This is a genomic window from Marinobacter sp. C7, assembly GCF_022343555.1.
In the GTDB taxonomy this organism is placed as follows: Bacteria; Pseudomonadota; Gammaproteobacteria; order Pseudomonadales; family Oleiphilaceae; genus Marinobacter.
Window position 1 is genome coordinate 885200 of record NZ_JAKQZH010000002.1, and the last position, 17768, is coordinate 902967.

Genomic DNA, 17768 nt, shown 5'->3' on the forward strand with positions numbered 1-17768 from the left:
TCAGAGTTCCGCCTTCAGGTGTTCCAGCAGCTGGACAAGGGCACGGCCACGGTGGCCTATGCGGCCCTTTTCGGCGCGGCTGAGCTCTGCGGCGCTGCAATTGTGCTCCGGCGCCAGGAAAATCGGATCATAACCGAAGCCGCCGGTACCTCGGGGCTCACGCAGAATCCGGCCGGGCCAGCGACCGTGGCAGATGATGGGAGTCGGGTCGTCGGCATGCCGCAGATAGACCAGCACGCAATGGAACTGGGCGCCGCGATCCTCGTCCGGGACGTCCTTGAGGGCGCCCAGAAGCGCTTCCACGTTATCCGAATCCGAAGCATTCTCGCCGGCAAACCGGGCGGAGCGGACGCCGGGCAGGCCACCCAGGGCGTCCACCGCAATGCCGCTGTCGTCGGCAAGTGCCGGCAGGCCGGTTTCGCGGGCGGCATGGCGGGCTTTCAGGATCGCATTTTCAACAAAGGTAACTGCCGGCTCTTCGGCCTCTCCCACGCCCAACTCGCCCTGTGCGATGGGCGTCAGGCCCAGCGGCGCGAGCAGTTCGGTCAGTTCGGCAATCTTGCCCTTGTTGTTGCTGGCAATAACGAGTTGCTGTGCCATGGCTCAGTCGCTGAACAGGGTGTGGGCAAACCGCACCGACAAATCCTGCCGGTGGCCAGTCGGGCGGGCGGTTATGTTGAAGGTCATCAGCTCACCGGAACGGTACTGGTACTCGGCGATGAAGTAGACCGCATCGCCCTCCTCGATGCGCCGGAACGCCAGGAAATTGATCTGCTGGATATCATTACTGACTTTGCCCTCCACCTGGCCACTGACGGGCTTGAGGGCGCCGTTGTCCTGCTCCTGCATGATGGAGATGTTGACGATACCGATACCCTTGCTGCGCTGGAGGTCGTTGGCTTTGGCCACCTCGGGCGACAGGAAGGTGCTTGGCAGTACACTCCAGTGCACCTGATAGTCACCAAAATCCTGGGAGCCGGCCGCCTGGGCCTGCAGGCTCGCCAGGGTCAGGAGGGTGGCTGTCAGAAACGTTGTGAAGGCCCGGATGTGCTTCATCATTGTTCGTTCTCCCGTGTGATGCGGTAAATGGCGATCTCCCCTAACAGATTAGGCCATAACCGGGCGGACCAGCTATTCTGATGCTGGCCGTCCACCACCCGGCGGCTCTTGATCCTGATGCCCTTCTGGCGGCACAGAGCCTCGAAGTCCTTGAAGGTGCACAGGCGAATGTTGGGGGTGTTGTACCATTTATACGGCAGCGCTTCGGATTCGGGCATTCGGCCACTCAAAGCAAGGCCCCAGCGCAGCCGCCAGTGGGCGAAGTTGGGGAAGGTGACAATGCCTTCGCGGCCCAGTCGCAGCATTTCGTCCAGCACCTTGTCTGGCCGGCGCACCGCCTGCAGGGCCTGGGTCATCAGCACGATATCGAACATACCGTCATCAAAGTTGTCCAGGCCCTGGGTGTCCAGATTCTGCTCGATCACCGCCACACCTTTGCCCATGCAGGTGGTGATATGGTCCGGATTGATTTCCAGGCCGAAACCGGTGGCCTGGCGTTCCCGCTGGAGGAAGTCGAGCAGGGTGCCATCACCACAGCCCAGATCCAGGACATGATGGCCGGGTTTTACCCACTGCTGGATGATTTCGAGGTCTGGTCTCATGCACCCACCTCCCGGGCTACCCGATCCATGTACGCGGTGAAGATGTCGGTATACCGTGGCGTGGGAATCAGGAAGGCATCGTGTCCCCAGGGGGCGTCAATCTCGGCGTAGCTCACTTTCTTCCTGGCGGAGATCATGGCATTGACCATTTCTTCCGAGCGCTGGGGCGTAAAGCGCCAGTCGGTACTGAACGACAGCACCAGAAATTCGCATTGGGCTGCGGCAATTGCCCTGGACAGATCGCCGTCGTGTTCATAGGCCGGATCGAAGTAATCCAGAGCCCGGGTCATGAGCAGGTAGGTGTTGGCGTCGAAGGATTCGGAGAACCGTTCACCCTGATAACGCAGATAGCTCTCCACCTGGAATTCGGCGTCATAACCGAACTTGTAAGCCTCTTCCCGGAGCTCCCGGCCAAACTTTTCACCCATGGAGGCGTCGGACAGGTACGTGATGTGGCCGACCATCCGGGCCAGCATCAGGCCGCGGCGAGGCACGGTATCGAAGTCGTAATAGCGGCCACCATGAAATTCCCGGTCGGAGGTAATGGCCTGCCGGGCGACTTCGTTGAACGCGATGTTCTGGGCCGTGAGCCTGGGCGTGGAAGCAATCACCACCGAGTGCCGGAGCCGATCCGGGTAGTCCAGGCTCCACTGCAGGGCCTGCATACCCCCGAGAGAGCCGCCAACCACTGCTGCCCAGCACTGGATGCCCAGCCGGTCGGCGAGCACGGCCTGACTTTGCACCCAGTCACTGACCGTGATCACCGGGAACTCAGGGCCATAGGGCTTGCCGGTGGCCGGGTTCTCCGAATTCGGGCCGGTGCTGCCATGGCAGCCACCAAGATTGTTCAGGGACACCACAAAGAACCGGTTGGTGTCGATCGGTTTGCCCGGGCCGATACAGCTATCCCACCAGCCGGGTTTCCGGTCTTCCATGCTGTGATAGCCGGCAGCGTGATGATGACCACTGAGCGCGTGGCAGATCAGCACCGCATTGCTGGCGTCGGCGTTCAGTTCGCCGTAGGTTTCCACCACCAGGTCATAGTTTCCCAGTTTCTGGCCGCACGCCAGTTCAATGGGAGTGTCAAAGTGATAAGACTGTGGGGTGACTATCCCGACAGAGTCCGCGGGCAGGGAATCGGGCATCGGCGCGACAGGTTCCTGGTTCGGTCCGTAAGTAACTGGATCGGCGACGGCAAAGCCATCGCCAGCCCAGCAGTTTATAGCCGGGTGGAGATGGCTGCAACCGGGAGTGTCGCCCGGAAGGCAGGGCCTAGACGACCCCGGAAATGTTGACGACTTTTTGCTGGATCAGCGTTGGAGCCGGCTTGCGGATCTGGCGTTGCATGGCATCGGCGAGTTCGAGCTGCCGGCGCAGGTCGGCGATGGTGGTCTCGAGCTTTTCCCGCTCGGCCCGACCGTCCCGGTCGCTTCTGACCATGTCGCGCAGACGGCGGATCTGGTGCTCCAGCAGCTGCTTCTGCTCCATGGAATACTGCATGATGGGGAGCAGGGCCTCATGGGGCCAGCGTTCAACGTCCTTGCGTACCCGGTTGTGCAGTGTCCGGGCCTCTCCGACCATGACATTGAAAAAGCGTCGAACCAGTAAGGACTGCTCCGTCAACAGGTTTTTGGGACTGATGCGGAAGCGCCTCGCTTTCTTGCGCAGTTCCCGGATGGCGATCACGTGCCGCCCGGCGCGCAAGGGAATGGGCTCCAGGTGCCGGGCCCGGGTGTCTTCGTTATAGCGCCGGTAGATGGCGCCGACCATTTTCTCCGCCAGGTGCCCCTCGCTCATCAGGTTGGTGAGGTCGGCCTCCAGCAATTCGAAGAAATGGTCCATGGCCCGGTTCATGCCGGCAGTGGTCCAGCTCCGGGACATGGACGCCCGGATTTTATCGGCGTGTTCCTCAAAACGCTGCTCGCTCACCAGGGCCTTCAGCGTCTTGCCCTGGGAAGCCACCAGCCGGCGGCTGGAGCGCAGGGAGATGAGCTTCTTGTAGTAGAAGTCATAATCCTTCTGGGCCCGCTCGGCCAGTCGGCTGAGGGCGTCCTTGTCCATGGTGGCGCCTGAGCAGGCCTGAAGTTCTTCATCCAGTCCTTCCAGACGGGTCTGCATGGCGGCCTGGCTGTTCTGGAGCATGCCCAGCAAATCATTGATCAGGCTTTGGGTGATCAACTGCTCCTTGTGCATCAGGATGCGTTTGATGATCAGTTGTTCCAGCTGGCCGATGTTGGCCCGTTCGAACAGGTCGGCGTTCTGGCGGACGCGGGCCAGCAGCCCCTGCTTGGCGGATAGGGGGATGACATCGTGCTGGCGGATTCCCAGATGGTCTGCGGTGTAGCTGCGTACCCGTTCGATTGCCTCCTGGGTGTGCTTTTCACCCTGCAGGTCGTCCCAGAGGACATCGATTTTGTTCAGGGCTGCAAACCGGCCCGCGCGATGATCGGCGTGCTCGGTGTCGATGTGCTCTTTCCAGATTGTCATGTCACTGGCAGTGACGCCGGTGTCCGCGCTGAGCACGAAAATCACTGCGTGAGCCCGGGGCAACATGCTGATGGTGAGCTCCGGCTCGGATCCCAGGGCGTTCAGGCCGGGGGTGTCGAGAATGCGCAGGCCGCGCTCGAACAGGGGGTGGCGGATGCTGATCTGGGCGTTGCGCCAGGCCGGTACCAGGACATTACCGGGGTTGTTGCGGTCATGTTCGAGCATGGCCTCGTCGAAGCCCAGGTCCCGGGCTTCTTGCGGTGGCACGCTCTTGACCCGGGCAACCTCTGCCAGAACTTCCCGCATGACCTCCGGATCGCGCTCATCGAGCTCGTGCTTGACCCAACGTTCCGGCTGTTTACGGAGTTGCTGCAATGACAGCTCTCCGGTGCGGGTTTCGATGGGAAGCAGCAGCAGGTAGTTCTGGTTGACCGTGCGGTCGAAGAACAGTTCGGTCGGACACATGGTGGTCCGGCCGGCCTGGGATGGCAGCATGCGCTGGCCATACTCCGAGAAGAACAGGGCATTGATGAGCTCGGTCTTGCCCCTGGAGTACTCGCCCACAAATGCAATGGTCAGTTCGTCCTCGATCAACAACTCGAGACCATTGCGGATTCGGGTGCTGATGTCGTCGGAGAACAGGTCATTATCCTGCAGCCAGAGGCGGTAACGCCCGATCTGCCGGATCAGTTCCTTCTTCCAGTTGTGATAAGCCTCTACCTGCTGCGACAGAGTTCCCTGGGGGTTCATTGGAATTTCCTTCTGCGCGACTTCCCGGTATGCCGGCGCTCGCTGCCTGGTGAGCGCGCGGCGACAGCAATTCATGAATAAGTAGTAATACTATCCTGTCTTCTGAATGTATGTGCAGCTTCCCTTTGCATTCCGCTGAACGGGTCACAATTTTTTTCAATAAAAAGCCGCAAAATCAAAGAGATGATTTTGCGGCTCTGATTCATTGTTTTTCGTTTCCGGGTGTTACTGAATGTATATCCGGAAGGCAGGTTACATGCCGAGGCCAATGGAGCCGAGTCCGGCCGCCAGCTTCATGTGATCGATCACGACTGAAATCACGTTCAGGATCAGGAACACGATGATCGGGGACAGATCCAGCCCTCCCATGGAGGGCATGATGTTGCGAACCGGGCGCATGACCGGCTCGGTGATCTGGGCAACCAGTTGAATGGCCGGATGGCCACTGTGGGGGGCGATCCAGCTCACGACTACCACTGCGATGACCGACCAGAAGTAGATTTTTACAATCAGGCTGAGCACGTTCAGCACCGCCCAGACCAGAAGGGTGACGGGATTGATCGCCGGGATCCCGCCGTTAAGTGCGACCAGGATCAGGAAAAACGTGATGGCCTGAATAATCACGGCCAGCACCAGGGAGGCACCGTCAATGCCACCCCAGCCCGGGATGAAGCGGCGCAGAGGGCGCAGCGGCGGATTGGTCGCCTTGACCACGAACTGGGAGATCGGGTTGTAGAAATCCGCGCGGGCAAGCTGCAGCAGGAAACGCAGCAGCACGATCGTCAGGTAAAAGGTGGACGCGATCAGCAGGATGGTGATCAGAATGTCTGCCAGCATGAAGCTGTGTCTCCGTTATCGGTTACTGTTTGCCAGCCAGTTCTTCGGCCATTTCTTCAGAGCGCTTGAATGCAGCCCCGTAGGCTTTCTTGACCAGGTCCCGCAGCCCGCCTTCCTCGAAGGTGTTGATGGCCTGTTCGGTGGTACCGCCGGGAGACATGACGTTGCGCTTGAGCTGGGCCGGATCGTGCTCGCTGCGGGCGGCCATTTCGGCGGCACCGGCCATGGTCTGGATCGCCAGTTCGCGGGCAGTGACCGGCTCAATACCGGCTTCGGTCGCTGCCGCCTCGAGAGCCTCCAGCATCAGGAAGAAATACGCCGGACCACTTCCGGACAGGGCGGTAACGCCGTGCAGCAGATTTTCATCCTCCACCCAGAGCGCAGAGCCGATGCTCTCAAACACGGCCTGGACCATTTTCTTCTGATCGTCCTTGACCTGGCTGTTGGCGAACAGACCTGCAGCTCCCTTGCCAACCAGGGAGGGTGTGTTGGGCATGACCCGTACCATGGGCAGCCCGCCACCGAGCCATTCATCCAGCGTTTCGGCGGTGAGTCCGGCGGCAATAGAAACCATCAGGGGGCGAGTGTTCTGGACCACCGGTGCAATGTCACGGCAGACATCGGCCATGACCTGTGGCTTGACCGCCAGGATGACAATATCGGCCTGCTGGGCGCAGTAGCGGTTGTCGGTGGTCACACTGACGCCGAAGCGTTTTCGGATGGCTTGCAGATGACCGTCGTCCGGGGCGCTGACCCAGATATCACCGGCTTTGTAGCCGTTGTCCAGCATGCCGCCAATGATGGCGCTGGCCATGTTGCCGGCTCCGATAAATGAGATAGTGGGCGATGTGCTCAAGGTTCACTCCAACGGTTGATCGGTTAACAGTTTGAACCGGATGATAGCAGGAACTGAGCGATTCAGCTCTGGGACTCCTTCGGGGGGCGGGCTCCGAACACCGAAGTACCAACCCGGACCCACGTTGCACCCTCGGCAATGGCCATTTCCAGATCATCGGACATGCCCATGGAAAGTGTGTCCAGGGGGCCGGCTTCGGGCAATTCCTGCTTCAGGGATTTGAGGGTGTTGGCCAGCTTTCGGAAACTGGCCCTGAGTTCCGATTCCGACTGTTCGGGGTCCGGGATGGCCATCAGGCCCCGCAGACTGAGTTTGGGGAGTTCGCCGATCGCAGCGGCCAGCTCGGGCAACTCTTCCAGGGTGCAGCCGGACTTGGTGTCCTCTTCGTCGATGTTGACCTGCAGGCAGATGTTGAGTGGCGGTAGCGAGGGCGCCCGTTGCTCACTGAGGCGGCGGGCGATCTTCAGTCGGTCGACACTGTGCACCCAGGCGAAAGAAGAGGCGATCTGTCGGGTCTTGTTGGACTGGATCGGCCCGATAAAGTGCCATTCGATGCCGGCCAGCTCACTGAGAGCCTCGATCTTTTCCAGCGCCTCCTGCAGATAGTTTTCGCCGAACGCGGTTTGCCCCGCAGCGAAGGCTTCACGCAGGTCTTCCGGTGAGCGGGTCTTGCTGACTGCCAACAGGCGCACACTGTCGGGCGCCCGCCCCGCTGCCAATGTTGCTTTTTGTATGCGTCGGGTTACGCTCCCGATGTTGTCTGCTATGCTGCTCATACTGTGAGTTTGCCGCTTCTGGATTAAAAGAAAAAGCCCTCCGAGGAACCCTATGGATATTACTGAACTGCTTGCCTTTTCGGCCAAACAGGGTGCGTCCGATTTGCACCTTTCCTCTGGTTTGCCCCCCATGATTCGTGTCGATGGCGATGTGCGCCGGATCAACCTGCCGCCGATGGAGCACAAAGAGGTGCACGGCCTGATCTACGACATCATGAACGACAAGCAGCGAAAGGATTACGAAGAATTCCTGGAAACCGACTTTTCCTTTGAAGTTCCCGGTGTCGCCCGTTTCCGTGTCAACGCTTTCAACCAGAACCGCGGCGCGGGTGCCGTGTTCCGGACCATCCCCTCGAAAGTGCTCACCATGGAAGATCTGGGCATGGGCCAGGTTTTCAAGGACATCTCGTCCGTTCCCCGCGGCCTTGTGCTTGTGACCGGCCCGACCGGTTCCGGTAAATCCACCACGCTGGCGGCCATGATGGACTACATCAACGACACCCGCTACGAGCACATCCTCACCATCGAGGATCCGATCGAATTCGTGCACGAATCCAAAAAGTGCCTGGTCAACCAGCGCGAGGTGCACCGTGACACCCTGGGCTTCAACGAGGCCTTGCGTTCGGCCCTGCGGGAAGACCCGGACATCATCCTGGTTGGTGAGCTCCGGGATCTCGAAACCATTCGCCTGGCGCTGACCGCTGCGGAAACCGGCCACCTGGTGTTCGGCACTCTGCACACCACCTCGGCCGCCAAGACCATTGACCGGGTGGTGGATGTGTTCCCGGCGGAAGAGAAGTCCATGGTGCGCTCCATGCTCTCCGAGTCCCTGCAGGCGGTTATCTCCCAGACGCTGATGAAGAAGATGGGCGGTGGTCGGATTGCCGCGCACGAGATCATGATCGGTACCCCGGCAATTCGTAACCTGATCCGGGAAGACAAGATCGCCCAGATGTACTCGGCGATCCAGACCGGTGGTTCGCTCGGCATGCAGACGCTGGACCAGTGTCTCGAGCGTTTGCTGCAGAAAGGCCTCATTTCCCGCGAGGCGGCTCGCGCCAAGGCGAAAATGCCGGATAACTTCTGAGGTAAGTAGGTAACACCATGGAATTTGAAAAACTGTTGCGGCTGATGGTGGAAAAGGGCGGTTCAGACCTGTTTATCACAGCGGGTGTGCCACCGAGCATGAAGGTCAACGGTAAGGTTCTGCCGGTCACCAAGAACGCCCTGACCCCGGAACAGACCCGCGAGCTGGTCTATGGCGCGATGAACGACAAGCAGCGTGCCGAGTTCGACGCCAGCCACGAGTGCAATTTCGCCATCAGTGCCCGCGGCATCGGCCGCTTCCGGGTCAGCGCCTTCTTTCAGCGCAACCTGTGCGGCATGGTGCTGCGCCGGATCGAGGTCAAGATTCCGCAGATCGATGACCTGGCGCTGCCGGACATCATCAAGGATCTGGCCATGACCAAGCGCGGCCTGATCATCTTCGTGGGTGCTACCGGTACCGGTAAGTCCACGTCCCTGGCTGCCATGCTGGGGCACCGTAACCGGAACAGTCGCGGGCACATCATCTCCATCGAGGATCCGATCGAATTCGTGCACCAGCACCAGGGCTGTATCGTCACCCAGCGCGAGGTGGGTATCGATACCGAGAGCTTCGAAGTGGCCCTGAAAAATACCCTGCGTCAGGCGCCGGACGTGATCCTGATCGGTGAGGTCCGGACCCAGCAGACCATGGAATATTCCGTGCAGTTTGCCGAGACCGGCCATCTGTGCCTGGCGACGCTGCACGCCAACAACGCCAACCAGGCTCTGGACCGCATTATCCAGTTTTTCCCGCCGGAGCAGCATAACCAGATCTGGATGGACCTGTCCCTGAACCTGAAAGCCATCGTGGCCCAGCAACTGGTGCCCACTCCCGATGGCAAGGGCCGCAAGGCGGTTATCGAGGTGCTGATCAATACCCCGCTGGCTTCGGACATTATCCGTAAAGGTGAAGTCCATAAGCTCAAGGAGCTGATGGCGAAATCCGGTGAAGTCGGTATGCAGACCTTTGATCAGGCGCTGTACAGACTCTATTCGGAAGGCTCGATTACCTACGAGGACGCCCTGGCCCATGCGGATTCGGCGAACGATCTGCGACTGATGATCAAGCTTGGTGCCGATGCGGCGGGAGCGGACCAGCTCTCCACTTCAGTGGACAAGCTCTCCATCCAGGACGAGTGAATTGGTATTCATCACTTCAGACTAAAGTCGTAAGTAGTTAGGGCCTCGAACCAGTAGTTTTGGCATTTGAGGCTTTTGGCCCGTGCTGCGTATACTCCGCGCCGAATCAATCAAGGAGATACCATGCACAAGAATACCAACGCACTCGTAAAGGCGATTCGTCTTGCAACCCTGGCCGCTGTCGCTGCGCCAGCCAGCGTCATGGCGGGTGGTTTCTCGCTCAACGAACAAAGCGCCAGCGCCATGGGCGTGGCCAATGCCGGTGCTGTGGCCAACCCGGAGAATGCGACAACCGTGTTGTTCAATCCGGCGGGCATGAGCCAGCTTTCCGGGATGAATGTTTCCTTTGGTGCGGCGGTTCTGGATGTCGATGCCAAAGCGAAAGAGGGCACGACCTCGGCGACCAATCAGCTGGGTATGCCAGTGACAGGCAGTACCGGCGGGGATATCGCCCGTCCTGCCGTCCTCCCCAATTTCTACTTTACACACGAGCTCAGTGACGCCATCGATGTCGGATTCGGGGTTCATGCGCCCTATGGTCTGGCTGCCGATTACGACAATGACTTCATTGGCCGTTATTTTGCCGATGAAACCGAGTTGACCGCGATTGCTTTCACGCCTTCGCTTGCCGTGAGTAATGGTCAGGGGCTCTCCATGGGAGTCGGCCTGAATATCATGTACGCCGAGGGTCGCCTGTCGAAGTTTCAGGACTACTCCGGGGCCTATTTCCAGGCCCAGCAAGCGGCGGCGGCCATGGGCGTTCCCCTGAACGGAGAGCCCTTCGAGCCGGGGTATGCGGATATTGAGGGCGATGATCTGGGAGTCACTTTCCGCGTCGGGTTCCTGTACGAGCTGTCGCAACAAACCCAGTTGGGCCTCACTGCGCAAACTGGAACGGAGCTGGAGCTGGAGGGCGATGCTGAACTGACTGACTACCCCGTGGTTCAGCCGGGCGAAACCGGGCTTAACGCGTTCCAGACTGACCTTTCCCGGGATGTGAAAGTGCCACTGGAAATTCCGGAGAGCGTGACGATTGGTGCCCGACATTTGCTCACTGACGAGGTGACTCTGCTGGCCGGTGCCACCTATGCTAGATGGAGCCGCTTTGAAGAGCTCGATATCATCAGTCAGGAGAGTGGGGAGGTTATCTCCCACATCACGGAAGAGTGGAAAAATACCTGGCAGTTCAATCTGGGTGGCATCTGGCAAGCCACGCCGAAGTGGGCTCTCAAGGCAGGCTATGCCTGGGACGAGTCGCCGGTCGATAACTACGTCACTGCCCGGATTCCGTCAGAGGACCGGCACTGGCTGACCCTGGGTGCGCAGTGGAAGGATGCCCCGAGTGGCTGGACGATCGATGCTGCTGTTGGCACGCTGATCTTCGCCGATGATGCGAAAGTGGATGATCGGGAATACAGTCACGAGGACCCCACTGGTGATCCTGTTACAGCGGCAAGCTATCAGGGTGAATATGACCTGAGCGCCTGGAGCGCCTCGGTTCAGGTCAGCAAAGCCTTCTGATTTCCTGTTCCGGGCGTTACTGGGTAATCGGCTGGCGGCGAGCCCGTCAGCCGATTACCTGACCGCGGTAGATTACCTGTTTCTTCTTCGTCGGCCCGCCGCTGCTCTGCGGTTCTTCCTTCCCTGAATTCGCAGGCCGATCATCGGCAATTGCCTGGCCGCGATACATACGCCTTGGCGCATCCTCGTCCACCTGCTCTTCTGTCCTGGCTTTCAGTTGGGGGACTTTCTCTGTCAATGTTTCCCAGGTCTTTGCAAGATGGCTCGACCGGCTTTTACTCGCGTAGTTGGCCAGTTGCTCTTCGAGATGCTGTTCGGTGAGATGCAGTTTGACGCCGAACTCGGATTGGATCAGGCGGCGGCACTGGTGCACCAGTTTCAGCAGATTGGGATCCAGCAGCCAGCCTCGTTCAGATGCCAGGGTATTCATGGTTACGGCCTCGGAATGTGTGTCACGACCTGGTTGCGGTTCGGTACGGCCCGAACCTGGCAACCGACGCTTATCCACAATGCGAATTTTGTGCCGTTCTTCACAGCAAGCTCTGAAGGCCACCAACGAAGCGGCATTCGCGTGCTTGCAGGTCCCGGGAAACGAAAGGGCAGGTGGGTGTCGTGTCACGCGACGGTGCAAAAGGAAGGAGTGGTGCCCCGTTTTGGGCACGGAAGCCGGCCGGGCCTGGGCCCGGGCCGGCTTGCAGGTCAGTAATCAGTGGGCTTCGTCCCAGTTATCACCGACGCCTGCATCCACCACGAGGGGGATGGCCAGTTCGGCAGCGCCGGACATCCTCTCGACCAGCCCGTCCCTGACCTTGTCCAGCGCTGATTCCTTCACTTCAATAATAAGTTCGTCGTGGACCTGCATGGTCATGCGGGCGTCCTCGGGGTGTTCCTTGCGCAGCCAGTTATCCACTTCAATCATTGCCCGCTTGATGATATCGGCTGCAGTTCCCTGCATGGGGGCGTTGATCGCCGTGCGCTCGGCCGCCTGCTGCATTTGCTTGTTGCGGGCGTTGATCTCGGGCAGATACAGGCGACGGCCGAACAGGGTTTCCACGAAACCGTCGTCGTGGGCCTGTTTCCGGATGTTGTCCATATACTTCAGGACCCCGGGGTAGCGCTCGAAGTAGCGATCGATGTATTCCTGTGCCAGTTTCCGCTCCACGCCCAGCTGGCGTGAGAGTCCGAAGGCGGACATGCCGTAAATAAGGCCGAAGTTGATGGCCTTGGCGCTTCGGCGCTGATCGGAACTGACCTCCTTGAGGTCGACACCGAAGACCTCGGCCGCCGTGGCTTTGTGGATGTCCTCGCCGTGTTCGAAGGCGCTGATCAGTCCTTTGTCCCCGGACAGGTGGGCCATGATCCGAAGTTCAATCTGGGAGTAGTCCGCTGCGACCAGCTTGTACCCTTCCGGAGCGATGAAGGCCTGGCGGATGCGCCGGCCCTGTTCGGTACGGATCGGGATGTTCTGCAGGTTGGGTTCCGAGGAGGACAGCCGCCCTGTGGCAGTAACCGCCTGGTGATAGGAGGTGTGCACCCGACCGGTACGATGGTGGATCAGCTCCGGCAGGGTGTCGGTATAGGTCGACTTCAGCTTGCTCAGGCTCCGGTGCTCGAGGATCAGCCGGGGCAGTTCGTGCTCGTGAGCCAGTTCCTGCAAGACCGGCTCGGCGGTCGATGGTGCGCCCTTTGGTGTCTTCTTGATGACCGGCAGCCCCAGCTTGTCGTAGAAAATGGCCTGCAGCTGTTTGGTGGAGCCCAGGTTGAAGGTTTCCCCGGCGACCTCGTGGGCCTCCTCTTCCAGTTCGGCCATGCGTTCGGCCAGCTCCTGGCTGTGTTTCCTCAGCACGCTGGCGCTGATCAGGGTTCCGCGTTGTTCCATGCGCGACAGTACCGGCACCAGCGGGAGGTCGATCTCCCGGTAGACGGAATCCAGTTTGCCGGTTTCCCGGAGTCGGGGGCTCAGGGTCTGATGCAGGCGCAGGGTGATATCGGCATCCTCGGCGGCATAGGGGCCCGCCTTTTCCAGGTCAATCTGGTTGAACGTCAGCTGTTTTGCACCCTTGCCGGCAATGGATTCGTAGGTGATGGTTTGCTCGCCAAGGTATTCGCGGGCCAGGCTGTCCATGTCGTGACGGGTGGCCACGGAATTGAGAACATAGGACTCCAGCATGGTGTCCTCGGCAATGCCTTCCAGATCAATGCCATGGTTGGCGAGGACGTTCTTGTCGTACTTGAGGTTCTGCCCCACCTTCTTCTGCTTCGGGTTTTCCAGAAGCGGCTTGAGCTGGTCCAGGACCTTGTCGCGGTCGAGTTGTTCCGGTGCGCCCATGTAGTCGTGGGCCAGCGGGACATAGGCCGCCTCGCCCGGCTCGACGGCGAAGGACACCCCCACGATCTCGGCATCGATGTACCGAAGGCTGGTGGTCTCCGTGTCAAAGGCGAATAGATCCGACGCCTTCAGGCGCTCGATCCAGTCGTCCAGCTCTTTCTGCTCGGTGATGACGTCGTACCGCTTTTGTTCCGGGGTGGAGGGAGCGTTGGCGTCTGCCTTTGCTTCTGCGTCACTTTCGCTTTCCAGTTCGTTCACCCAGCTTCGGAACTCATATTCCTTGAACAGTTCCAGCAGCTGGTCGTCGTTCTGCTCACGCAGTTTCAGATCCTCCAGCCCGAATTCGAGATCGACGTCGGTCCGGATGGTCGCAAGCTCGCGGCTCAGGGGCAGGGTGTCGATGGCTTCGCGCAGGTATTCGCCGATCTTGCCCTTGATCTCGTCAGCGTGCTCAATGAGATTGTCCAGATCCTTGTAGGTCTGCAGCCATTTGACGGCGGTCTTCGGGCCGCACTTGTTCACGCCGGGGATGTTGTCCACCTTGTCGCCCACCAGGGCAAGGTAGTCGATGATCTGCTCGGGCGTCACGCCGAACTTCTCCACCACGCCCTCGCGGTCCATGCGGGTCTCGGTCATGGTGTTGATCAGGGTGACATGGTCACTGACCAGTTGCGCCATGTCCTTGTCGCCGGTGGAGACCACCACGTCGATGCCCTTGCTGGTGGCTTCGTTCGCCAGAGTGCCGATGACGTCGTCGGCTTCCACTTTCGGGACGATCAGAAGGGGCAGGCCCATGGCCCGGACGATTTCGTGAATGGGTTCGATCTGCATGCCCAGGTCTTCCGGCATGGGAGGCCGGTTGGCCTTGTACTCCTCGTACATCTCATGACGGAAGGTTTTGCCCTTGGCATCGAAGACCACCACCATTTTCGAGCCCGGGAAATCCTGCTCCAGACGGCGGATCATGCTGATCACGCCCTTGATGGCCCCGGTCGGGTGATTCTTGCTGTTGGTCAGAGGCGGCAGCGCGTGATAAGCGCGGAAAAGGTAGGATGAGCCGTCGACGAGCACCACGGGCGGGGTCTTTTTTTCATTCATAGAAACAGGGGTCCGGATTCTGATTGAAGCGTTGGTTGGCTTGTGCAACTCTGTACCGAAATGGATTGACGAAAGGGTATCACGAAAATGAAACGAATCGCTTGCCCCGCCATACTGCTTGCTTGCCTGCCGTTGGCGGCGGTGGCCCAGGAGGAGGGGGCGCTGGACCAGACCCCGGTGGAGACACCGAAAGAGCCGGTAGTGGTGACCGATTACCAGCCTGAGGCAGAAGGACCGCAGATTGTTATTCGTCCCGGCGAGAACGAGGTGTTTTACGAGTACCGTGTGAATGGCCAGCTGATGGAGATCAAGGTGGTGCCCGAGGCGGGACCGGAGTATTACCTCGTGCCGGCGGACGGCGGCGGCTGGATCCGGGAGACTGAATCCGATCTGTTGGTGCCGAGCTGGGTCCTGTTCCGGTGGTAACCGGTTTTTAGTATGAACATTCTAATTTTTGCCCGTATCTTGGTTAGTGAGATCTGCAAAAGGCCTGCGTTTTAAGTAGTCAGCGGGCCTGACGAATGTTCACAAAACCAAGGAGAGTCCATCATGGGTAAACTCAAATCCTACCAGGAACAGCTTCAGGAAATCGTAGAAAAGGGCATCAATGCCGCGGAAGAGCAGCAGAAGAAAATCGCTGCCAAACCGTTCGAATACGCCGAGAAGCTCGAATCCGAAGCCCGCGAGTACAGCGTCAAGACCCTGCGTAAGCGTTACGATGGCTACAGTGAGAGCCTGTTCGAGCAGCTGCGCAGCCTGAACTCCCGTTTCGGAAACTTTGCTGCCGAGCTGGTTGCCAAGCTGGAGAAGGAAGCTGCTGAAGGTGCAGACACGGTTTCTGAGGCCGCTGAGGAAGTTGCCGAAGTGGCCCAGGAAGCCAAGAAGTCCGTTGAGCCGAAGAAGCCGGCGGCTCGCAAGACCACTGCGCGCAAGAGCAGCGGTTCCTCAGCCAAGAAGAGCACAGCCTCTGCTTGATCTGAATTGATGTGAATAAGACGGGGTCAGAAGAAAGCGTTCTTCTGACCCCATTTTTATGGCCCGCTTTAATTCTCCGCGGGTGCTTCCAAAGGCAGCGTCCGCTCCTTGTCAGTGATTACTTCCAGGCGTTCGATATCTTCCCGATACGTCTTTTTCAGCTCCACAATGTCCTGGCGCTGACTGGCGATATCCTGCTCGATTTCCTCAATCTGGGATTCAAGTCGACGGATCTTGTCCAGGGTGGGTTGCGGGATTTCCCGCCCGGCGCGCTCCATGTCGGCGGCGCGGCTCTGCTCGTTGTTAAGCTGGGATGAAATCACCTGGATATTGCCGCGCTTGAGCTGGATCAGCCCATTCATTTCCCGAACCTTGCGGTGCATGGCTTCAACCGCCTGGTCGGGGTGGCTGTAGCGTTTGAGCAGCAGTTCGTCCTGTTCGCGCTGGCGCTCGAGTTCCTGTTGCCGCTTCTTTTCGGCCTCGCGAGCGGCAATCTCTTCTTTGGTCGGCGCGGGCGGCACGGTTTCGACCACCCGACCATTGTTGCCGAGGATGTCGTAACCCCGTTTGGTGGCTTCCTGGGGGATGGTATTACTGATTACTACCTGGCCCTGTGCGTCGGTGTAACGATACATCTGGGCATTAGCCGGCAGTGAAGCGCCCATGGTCGCCACCAGCAGCAATGCCGAGGAATACACAGACAGACGATTGCCCATCAGTCAGACTCCGTATTGATCACGGTATTCGGCTACCTTGTCCGCGTGACCGGCAAACTCCGGGTTGGCCTTGAGGTAGTCGAGTACCTGTTCGAGGCGAATTATGCTGACCACAGGAATGGCAAATTTCTTTTCCACTTCCTGGATGGCAGAGAGTTCGCCGTTACCTTTTTCCTGTCGATCGAGGGCAATGAGTACGCCAGCCGGCTCGGCGCCTGCCGCCCGGATGAGATCAATAGACTCGCGAATAGCAGTGCCGGCGGTGATGACGTCATCCACGATCAGCACTTTGCCCTCCAGTGGGGCGCCGACGATGTTGCCGCCCTCACCATGATCTTTCTTTTCTTTGCGGTTAAAGGCAAATGGTTTGCTGTTACCTTCTGTAGCCAGGGCCATGGCGGTGACGGTAGCCAAGGGAATGCCCTTATAGGCAGGGCCGAAAATGATGTCATAATCCAGCCCGCTGCGGCTGATAGCGGCGGCATAGGCCTTGCTTAGCTGCAGCAGGTCATTACCGGTATTGAACAGTCCGGCGTTGAAGAAGTACGGGCTGGTGCGGCCGGATTTGAGTGTGAACTCTCCAAAACGCAACACGTTCCGCTGGATGGCGAACTCGATGAAATCTTGCTGATAGTCGTGCATGACAAGGCTTCTGGCGGGAGTGGATCTTTAATTAGTGCGTAAAAACGGTATCATACACACAAACCGAATCAGGGAACACGTATGCGGGTAGTATCAATCAGCGTCAATGGTCTCGCCCAGGCTGTTGATAAGGGCTTTTTTGACTGGCTGGCCGACCAGGACGCTGACGTGGTTTGCGTTCAGGATCACCGCATGCGCGCCTACGAGATTGAAGACTACAATCTCATTCCTGAGGGCTATGAAGCCTACTTCATTGACGGCGAGAAGAACGAGCATGGCGGTGTCGGCATCTACACCCGTCATTTCCCGAAGGCCATCATGTACGGTTTCGCCAATGAGCAGGCGGACCGTGAGGGGCGCTTCCTGCAGGCGGATTTTGACAAGGTTTCTGTCGCCTGTGTTCTGGCGCCCTGTGCGCTGGGGCGAGAGGAAGAGCTGATCGGTGAGGATGACCTGACCGTTCTGGACCACAAGGACGAGTTCATGGATGCCTTCGGGCTGCATATGCAGAAGACCCTGCGTAAGCGTCGCCAGTTCATCTTCTGTGCGAACCTGCAAACCGCCCACCATGTGACGGATGCGTCTCCGCTCTATCACAAGTTCGATTTTTCAGGTTTTCTGCCCCACGAGCGGGCTTGGCTGGATCGCCTGTTTGATGAAATGGGCTGTATTGATGCCTTCCGCGAAGTCAACAAGCAGAGTAGTCAGTTCACATGGTGGCCTGAGCAGGCCGAGGGTGCCCGTCGGAATGCGGGTATCCGGGTGGACTATCAGTTGCTGACGCCGGGAATTCGCAAGACCATCCAGGATGGCTGGATTGATACGTCGACCCGGTTCTCCGATCACGCGCCGGTGATCATGGATTACGACATCGAGATCGGTTTTTGAGTCTGG

18 protein-coding genes are annotated in these 17768 nt (G+C 59.1%); 6 read left to right on the forward strand and 12 right to left on the reverse strand.

Features of this window, described 5'->3' with window-relative positions; genetic code table 11:
• The 8 genes from rdgB to MD273_RS13980 all read right to left on the reverse strand — a co-directional run bounded on the left by rdgB (position 1) and on the right by MD273_RS13980 (position 7367).
• Positions 1 to 600: an RdgB/HAM1 family non-canonical purine NTP pyrophosphatase gene (rdgB, locus tag MD273_RS13945; protein WP_239038383.1), complete on the reverse strand. Its 600-nt coding sequence runs from the start codon at positions 598 to 600 to the stop codon at positions 1 to 3.
• A 3-nt stretch (positions 601 to 603) separates the two neighbouring features.
• Complete coding sequence (locus MD273_RS13950; RefSeq protein ID WP_239038501.1) at positions 604 to 1056, reverse strand: DUF4426 domain-containing protein; 453 nt, start codon at positions 1054 to 1056, stop codon at positions 604 to 606.
• Positions 1056 to 1661 (reverse strand): methionine biosynthesis protein MetW, encoded by a 606-nt coding sequence (gene metW, locus MD273_RS13955; protein WP_239038384.1) that lies wholly within the window; start codon positions 1659 to 1661, stop codon positions 1056 to 1058. Before metW ends, MD273_RS13950 begins: the two co-directional genes overlap by 1 nt.
• Complete coding sequence (gene metX / locus MD273_RS13960; RefSeq protein ID WP_239038385.1) at positions 1658 to 2806, reverse strand: homoserine O-succinyltransferase MetX; 1149 nt, start codon at positions 2804 to 2806, stop codon at positions 1658 to 1660. The genes metW and metX overlap by 4 nt, the downstream gene beginning before the upstream one ends.
• A gap of 127 nt (positions 2807 to 2933) precedes the next feature.
• Positions 2934 to 4898 carry a dynamin family protein gene (locus tag MD273_RS13965; RefSeq protein WP_239038386.1) on the reverse strand — a complete coding sequence of 655 codons (1965 nt, stop codon included), beginning with the start codon at positions 4896 to 4898 and terminating at the stop codon, positions 2934 to 2936.
• 252 nt (positions 4899 to 5150) lie between these two features.
• A complete protein-coding gene (locus MD273_RS13970; protein ID WP_239038387.1) occupies positions 5151 to 5735 on the reverse strand; it encodes a YggT family protein in 585 nt (194 codons plus the stop codon).
• 22 nt (positions 5736 to 5757) lie between these two features.
• The gene (gene proC, locus MD273_RS13975) at positions 5758 to 6591 is read right to left on the reverse strand and encodes a pyrroline-5-carboxylate reductase (RefSeq protein WP_239038388.1); all 834 of its coding nucleotides are present in this window, start codon (positions 6589 to 6591) and stop codon (positions 5758 to 5760) included.
• A gap of 62 nt (positions 6592 to 6653) precedes the next feature.
• Positions 6654 to 7367: a YggS family pyridoxal phosphate-dependent enzyme gene (locus MD273_RS13980; RefSeq protein WP_239038389.1), complete on the reverse strand. Its 714-nt coding sequence runs from the start codon at positions 7365 to 7367 to the stop codon at positions 6654 to 6656.
• Between the two features lie 52 nt (positions 7368 to 7419).
• On the opposite strand from MD273_RS13980, the gene MD273_RS13985 reads away from it, so the two are divergent.
• From MD273_RS13985 to MD273_RS13995, 3 genes are all read left to right on the forward strand, one after another.
• Positions 7420 to 8454 (forward strand): type IV pilus twitching motility protein PilT, encoded by a 1035-nt coding sequence (locus MD273_RS13985; RefSeq protein ID WP_239038390.1) that lies wholly within the window; start codon positions 7420 to 7422, stop codon positions 8452 to 8454.
• A gap of 17 nt (positions 8455 to 8471) precedes the next feature.
• Positions 8472 to 9593 (forward strand): PilT/PilU family type 4a pilus ATPase, encoded by a 1122-nt coding sequence (locus MD273_RS13990; RefSeq protein ID WP_239038391.1) that lies wholly within the window; start codon positions 8472 to 8474, stop codon positions 9591 to 9593.
• A 123-nt stretch (positions 9594 to 9716) separates the two neighbouring features.
• On the forward strand, positions 9717 to 11114 hold the full coding sequence (locus MD273_RS13995) for an OmpP1/FadL family transporter (protein ID WP_239038392.1): 1398 nt from the start codon (positions 9717 to 9719) through the stop codon (positions 11112 to 11114).
• Positions 11115 to 11160: 46 nt separating this feature from the next.
• On the opposite strand, the gene MD273_RS14000 is transcribed toward MD273_RS13995, so the two are convergent.
• Complete coding sequence (locus tag MD273_RS14000) at positions 11161 to 11544, reverse strand: hypothetical protein (protein ID WP_239038393.1); 384 nt, start codon at positions 11542 to 11544, stop codon at positions 11161 to 11163.
• A 276-nt stretch (positions 11545 to 11820) separates the two neighbouring features.
• Positions 11821 to 14541, reverse strand: coding sequence for a DNA polymerase I (gene polA, locus MD273_RS14005; protein ID WP_239038394.1), 2721 nt, complete (start codon positions 14539 to 14541; stop codon positions 11821 to 11823).
• A gap of 87 nt (positions 14542 to 14628) precedes the next feature.
• Between polA and MD273_RS14010 the strand changes: the two genes are divergently transcribed.
• Together MD273_RS14010 and MD273_RS14015 are read left to right on the forward strand one after the other, a co-directional pair.
• Positions 14629 to 14967, forward strand: coding sequence for a DUF2782 domain-containing protein (locus MD273_RS14010; RefSeq protein WP_239038395.1), 339 nt, complete (start codon positions 14629 to 14631; stop codon positions 14965 to 14967).
• Between the two features lie 123 nt (positions 14968 to 15090).
• Entirely contained in the window at positions 15091 to 15516 is a 426-nt protein-coding gene (locus MD273_RS14015; RefSeq protein ID WP_239038396.1) for a hypothetical protein, read from the forward strand.
• A gap of 68 nt (positions 15517 to 15584) precedes the next feature.
• Here MD273_RS14015 and MD273_RS14020 read toward each other — a convergent pair whose 3' ends face one another.
• Both MD273_RS14020 and pyrE read right to left on the reverse strand, forming a co-directional pair.
• Entirely contained in the window at positions 15585 to 16232 is a 648-nt protein-coding gene (locus tag MD273_RS14020) for a DUF4124 domain-containing protein (RefSeq protein WP_239038397.1), read from the reverse strand.
• Between the two features lie 3 nt (positions 16233 to 16235).
• Positions 16236 to 16874, reverse strand: coding sequence for an orotate phosphoribosyltransferase (gene pyrE / locus MD273_RS14025; protein WP_239038398.1), 639 nt, complete (start codon positions 16872 to 16874; stop codon positions 16236 to 16238).
• An 81-nt stretch (positions 16875 to 16955) separates the two neighbouring features.
• Here pyrE and MD273_RS14030 point away from each other — a divergent pair, with 81 nt between their 5' ends.
• Entirely contained in the window at positions 16956 to 17762 is an 807-nt protein-coding gene (locus MD273_RS14030) for an exodeoxyribonuclease III (protein WP_239038399.1), read from the forward strand.
• Positions 17763 to 17768 lie beyond the last annotated feature (6 nt).

Excerpts from the sequence above, each read along its gene's own strand:
- rdgB (WP_239038383.1), bottom strand. The coding sequence starts at position 600 with ATGGCACAGCAACTCGTTATTGCCAGCAACAACAAGGGCAAGATTGCC.
- MD273_RS13950 (WP_239038501.1), bottom strand. The coding sequence starts at position 1,056 with ATGAAGCACATCCGGGCCTTCACAACGTTTCTGACAGCCACCCTCCTG.
- metW (WP_239038384.1), bottom strand. The coding sequence starts at position 1,661 with ATGAGACCAGACCTCGAAATCATCCAGCAGTGGGTAAAACCCGGCCAT.
- metX (WP_239038385.1), bottom strand. The coding sequence starts at position 2,806 with ATGCCCGATTCCCTGCCCGCGGACTCTGTCGGGATAGTCACCCCACAG.
- MD273_RS13965 (WP_239038386.1), bottom strand. The coding sequence starts at position 4,898 with ATGAACCCCCAGGGAACTCTGTCGCAGCAGGTAGAGGCTTATCACAAC.
- MD273_RS13970 (WP_239038387.1), bottom strand. The coding sequence starts at position 5,735 with ATGCTGGCAGACATTCTGATCACCATCCTGCTGATCGCGTCCACCTTT.
- MD273_RS13980 (WP_239038389.1), bottom strand. The coding sequence starts at position 7,367 with ATGAGCAGCATAGCAGACAACATCGGGAGCGTAACCCGACGCATACAA.
- MD273_RS13985 (WP_239038390.1), top strand. The coding sequence starts at position 7,420 with ATGGATATTACTGAACTGCTTGCCTTTTCGGCCAAACAGGGTGCGTCC.
- MD273_RS13990 (WP_239038391.1), top strand. The coding sequence starts at position 8,472 with ATGGAATTTGAAAAACTGTTGCGGCTGATGGTGGAAAAGGGCGGTTCA.
- MD273_RS13995 (WP_239038392.1), top strand. The coding sequence starts at position 9,717 with ATGCACAAGAATACCAACGCACTCGTAAAGGCGATTCGTCTTGCAACC.
- MD273_RS14000 (WP_239038393.1), bottom strand. The coding sequence starts at position 11,544 with ATGAATACCCTGGCATCTGAACGAGGCTGGCTGCTGGATCCCAATCTG.
- polA (WP_239038394.1), bottom strand. The coding sequence starts at position 14,541 with ATGAATGAAAAAAAGACCCCGCCCGTGGTGCTCGTCGACGGCTCATCC.
- MD273_RS14010 (WP_239038395.1), top strand. The coding sequence starts at position 14,629 with ATGAAACGAATCGCTTGCCCCGCCATACTGCTTGCTTGCCTGCCGTTG.
- MD273_RS14015 (WP_239038396.1), top strand. The coding sequence starts at position 15,091 with ATGGGTAAACTCAAATCCTACCAGGAACAGCTTCAGGAAATCGTAGAA.
- MD273_RS14020 (WP_239038397.1), bottom strand. The coding sequence starts at position 16,232 with ATGGGCAATCGTCTGTCTGTGTATTCCTCGGCATTGCTGCTGGTGGCG.
- pyrE (WP_239038398.1), bottom strand. The coding sequence starts at position 16,874 with ATGCACGACTATCAGCAAGATTTCATCGAGTTCGCCATCCAGCGGAAC.
- MD273_RS14030 (WP_239038399.1), top strand. The coding sequence starts at position 16,956 with ATGCGGGTAGTATCAATCAGCGTCAATGGTCTCGCCCAGGCTGTTGAT.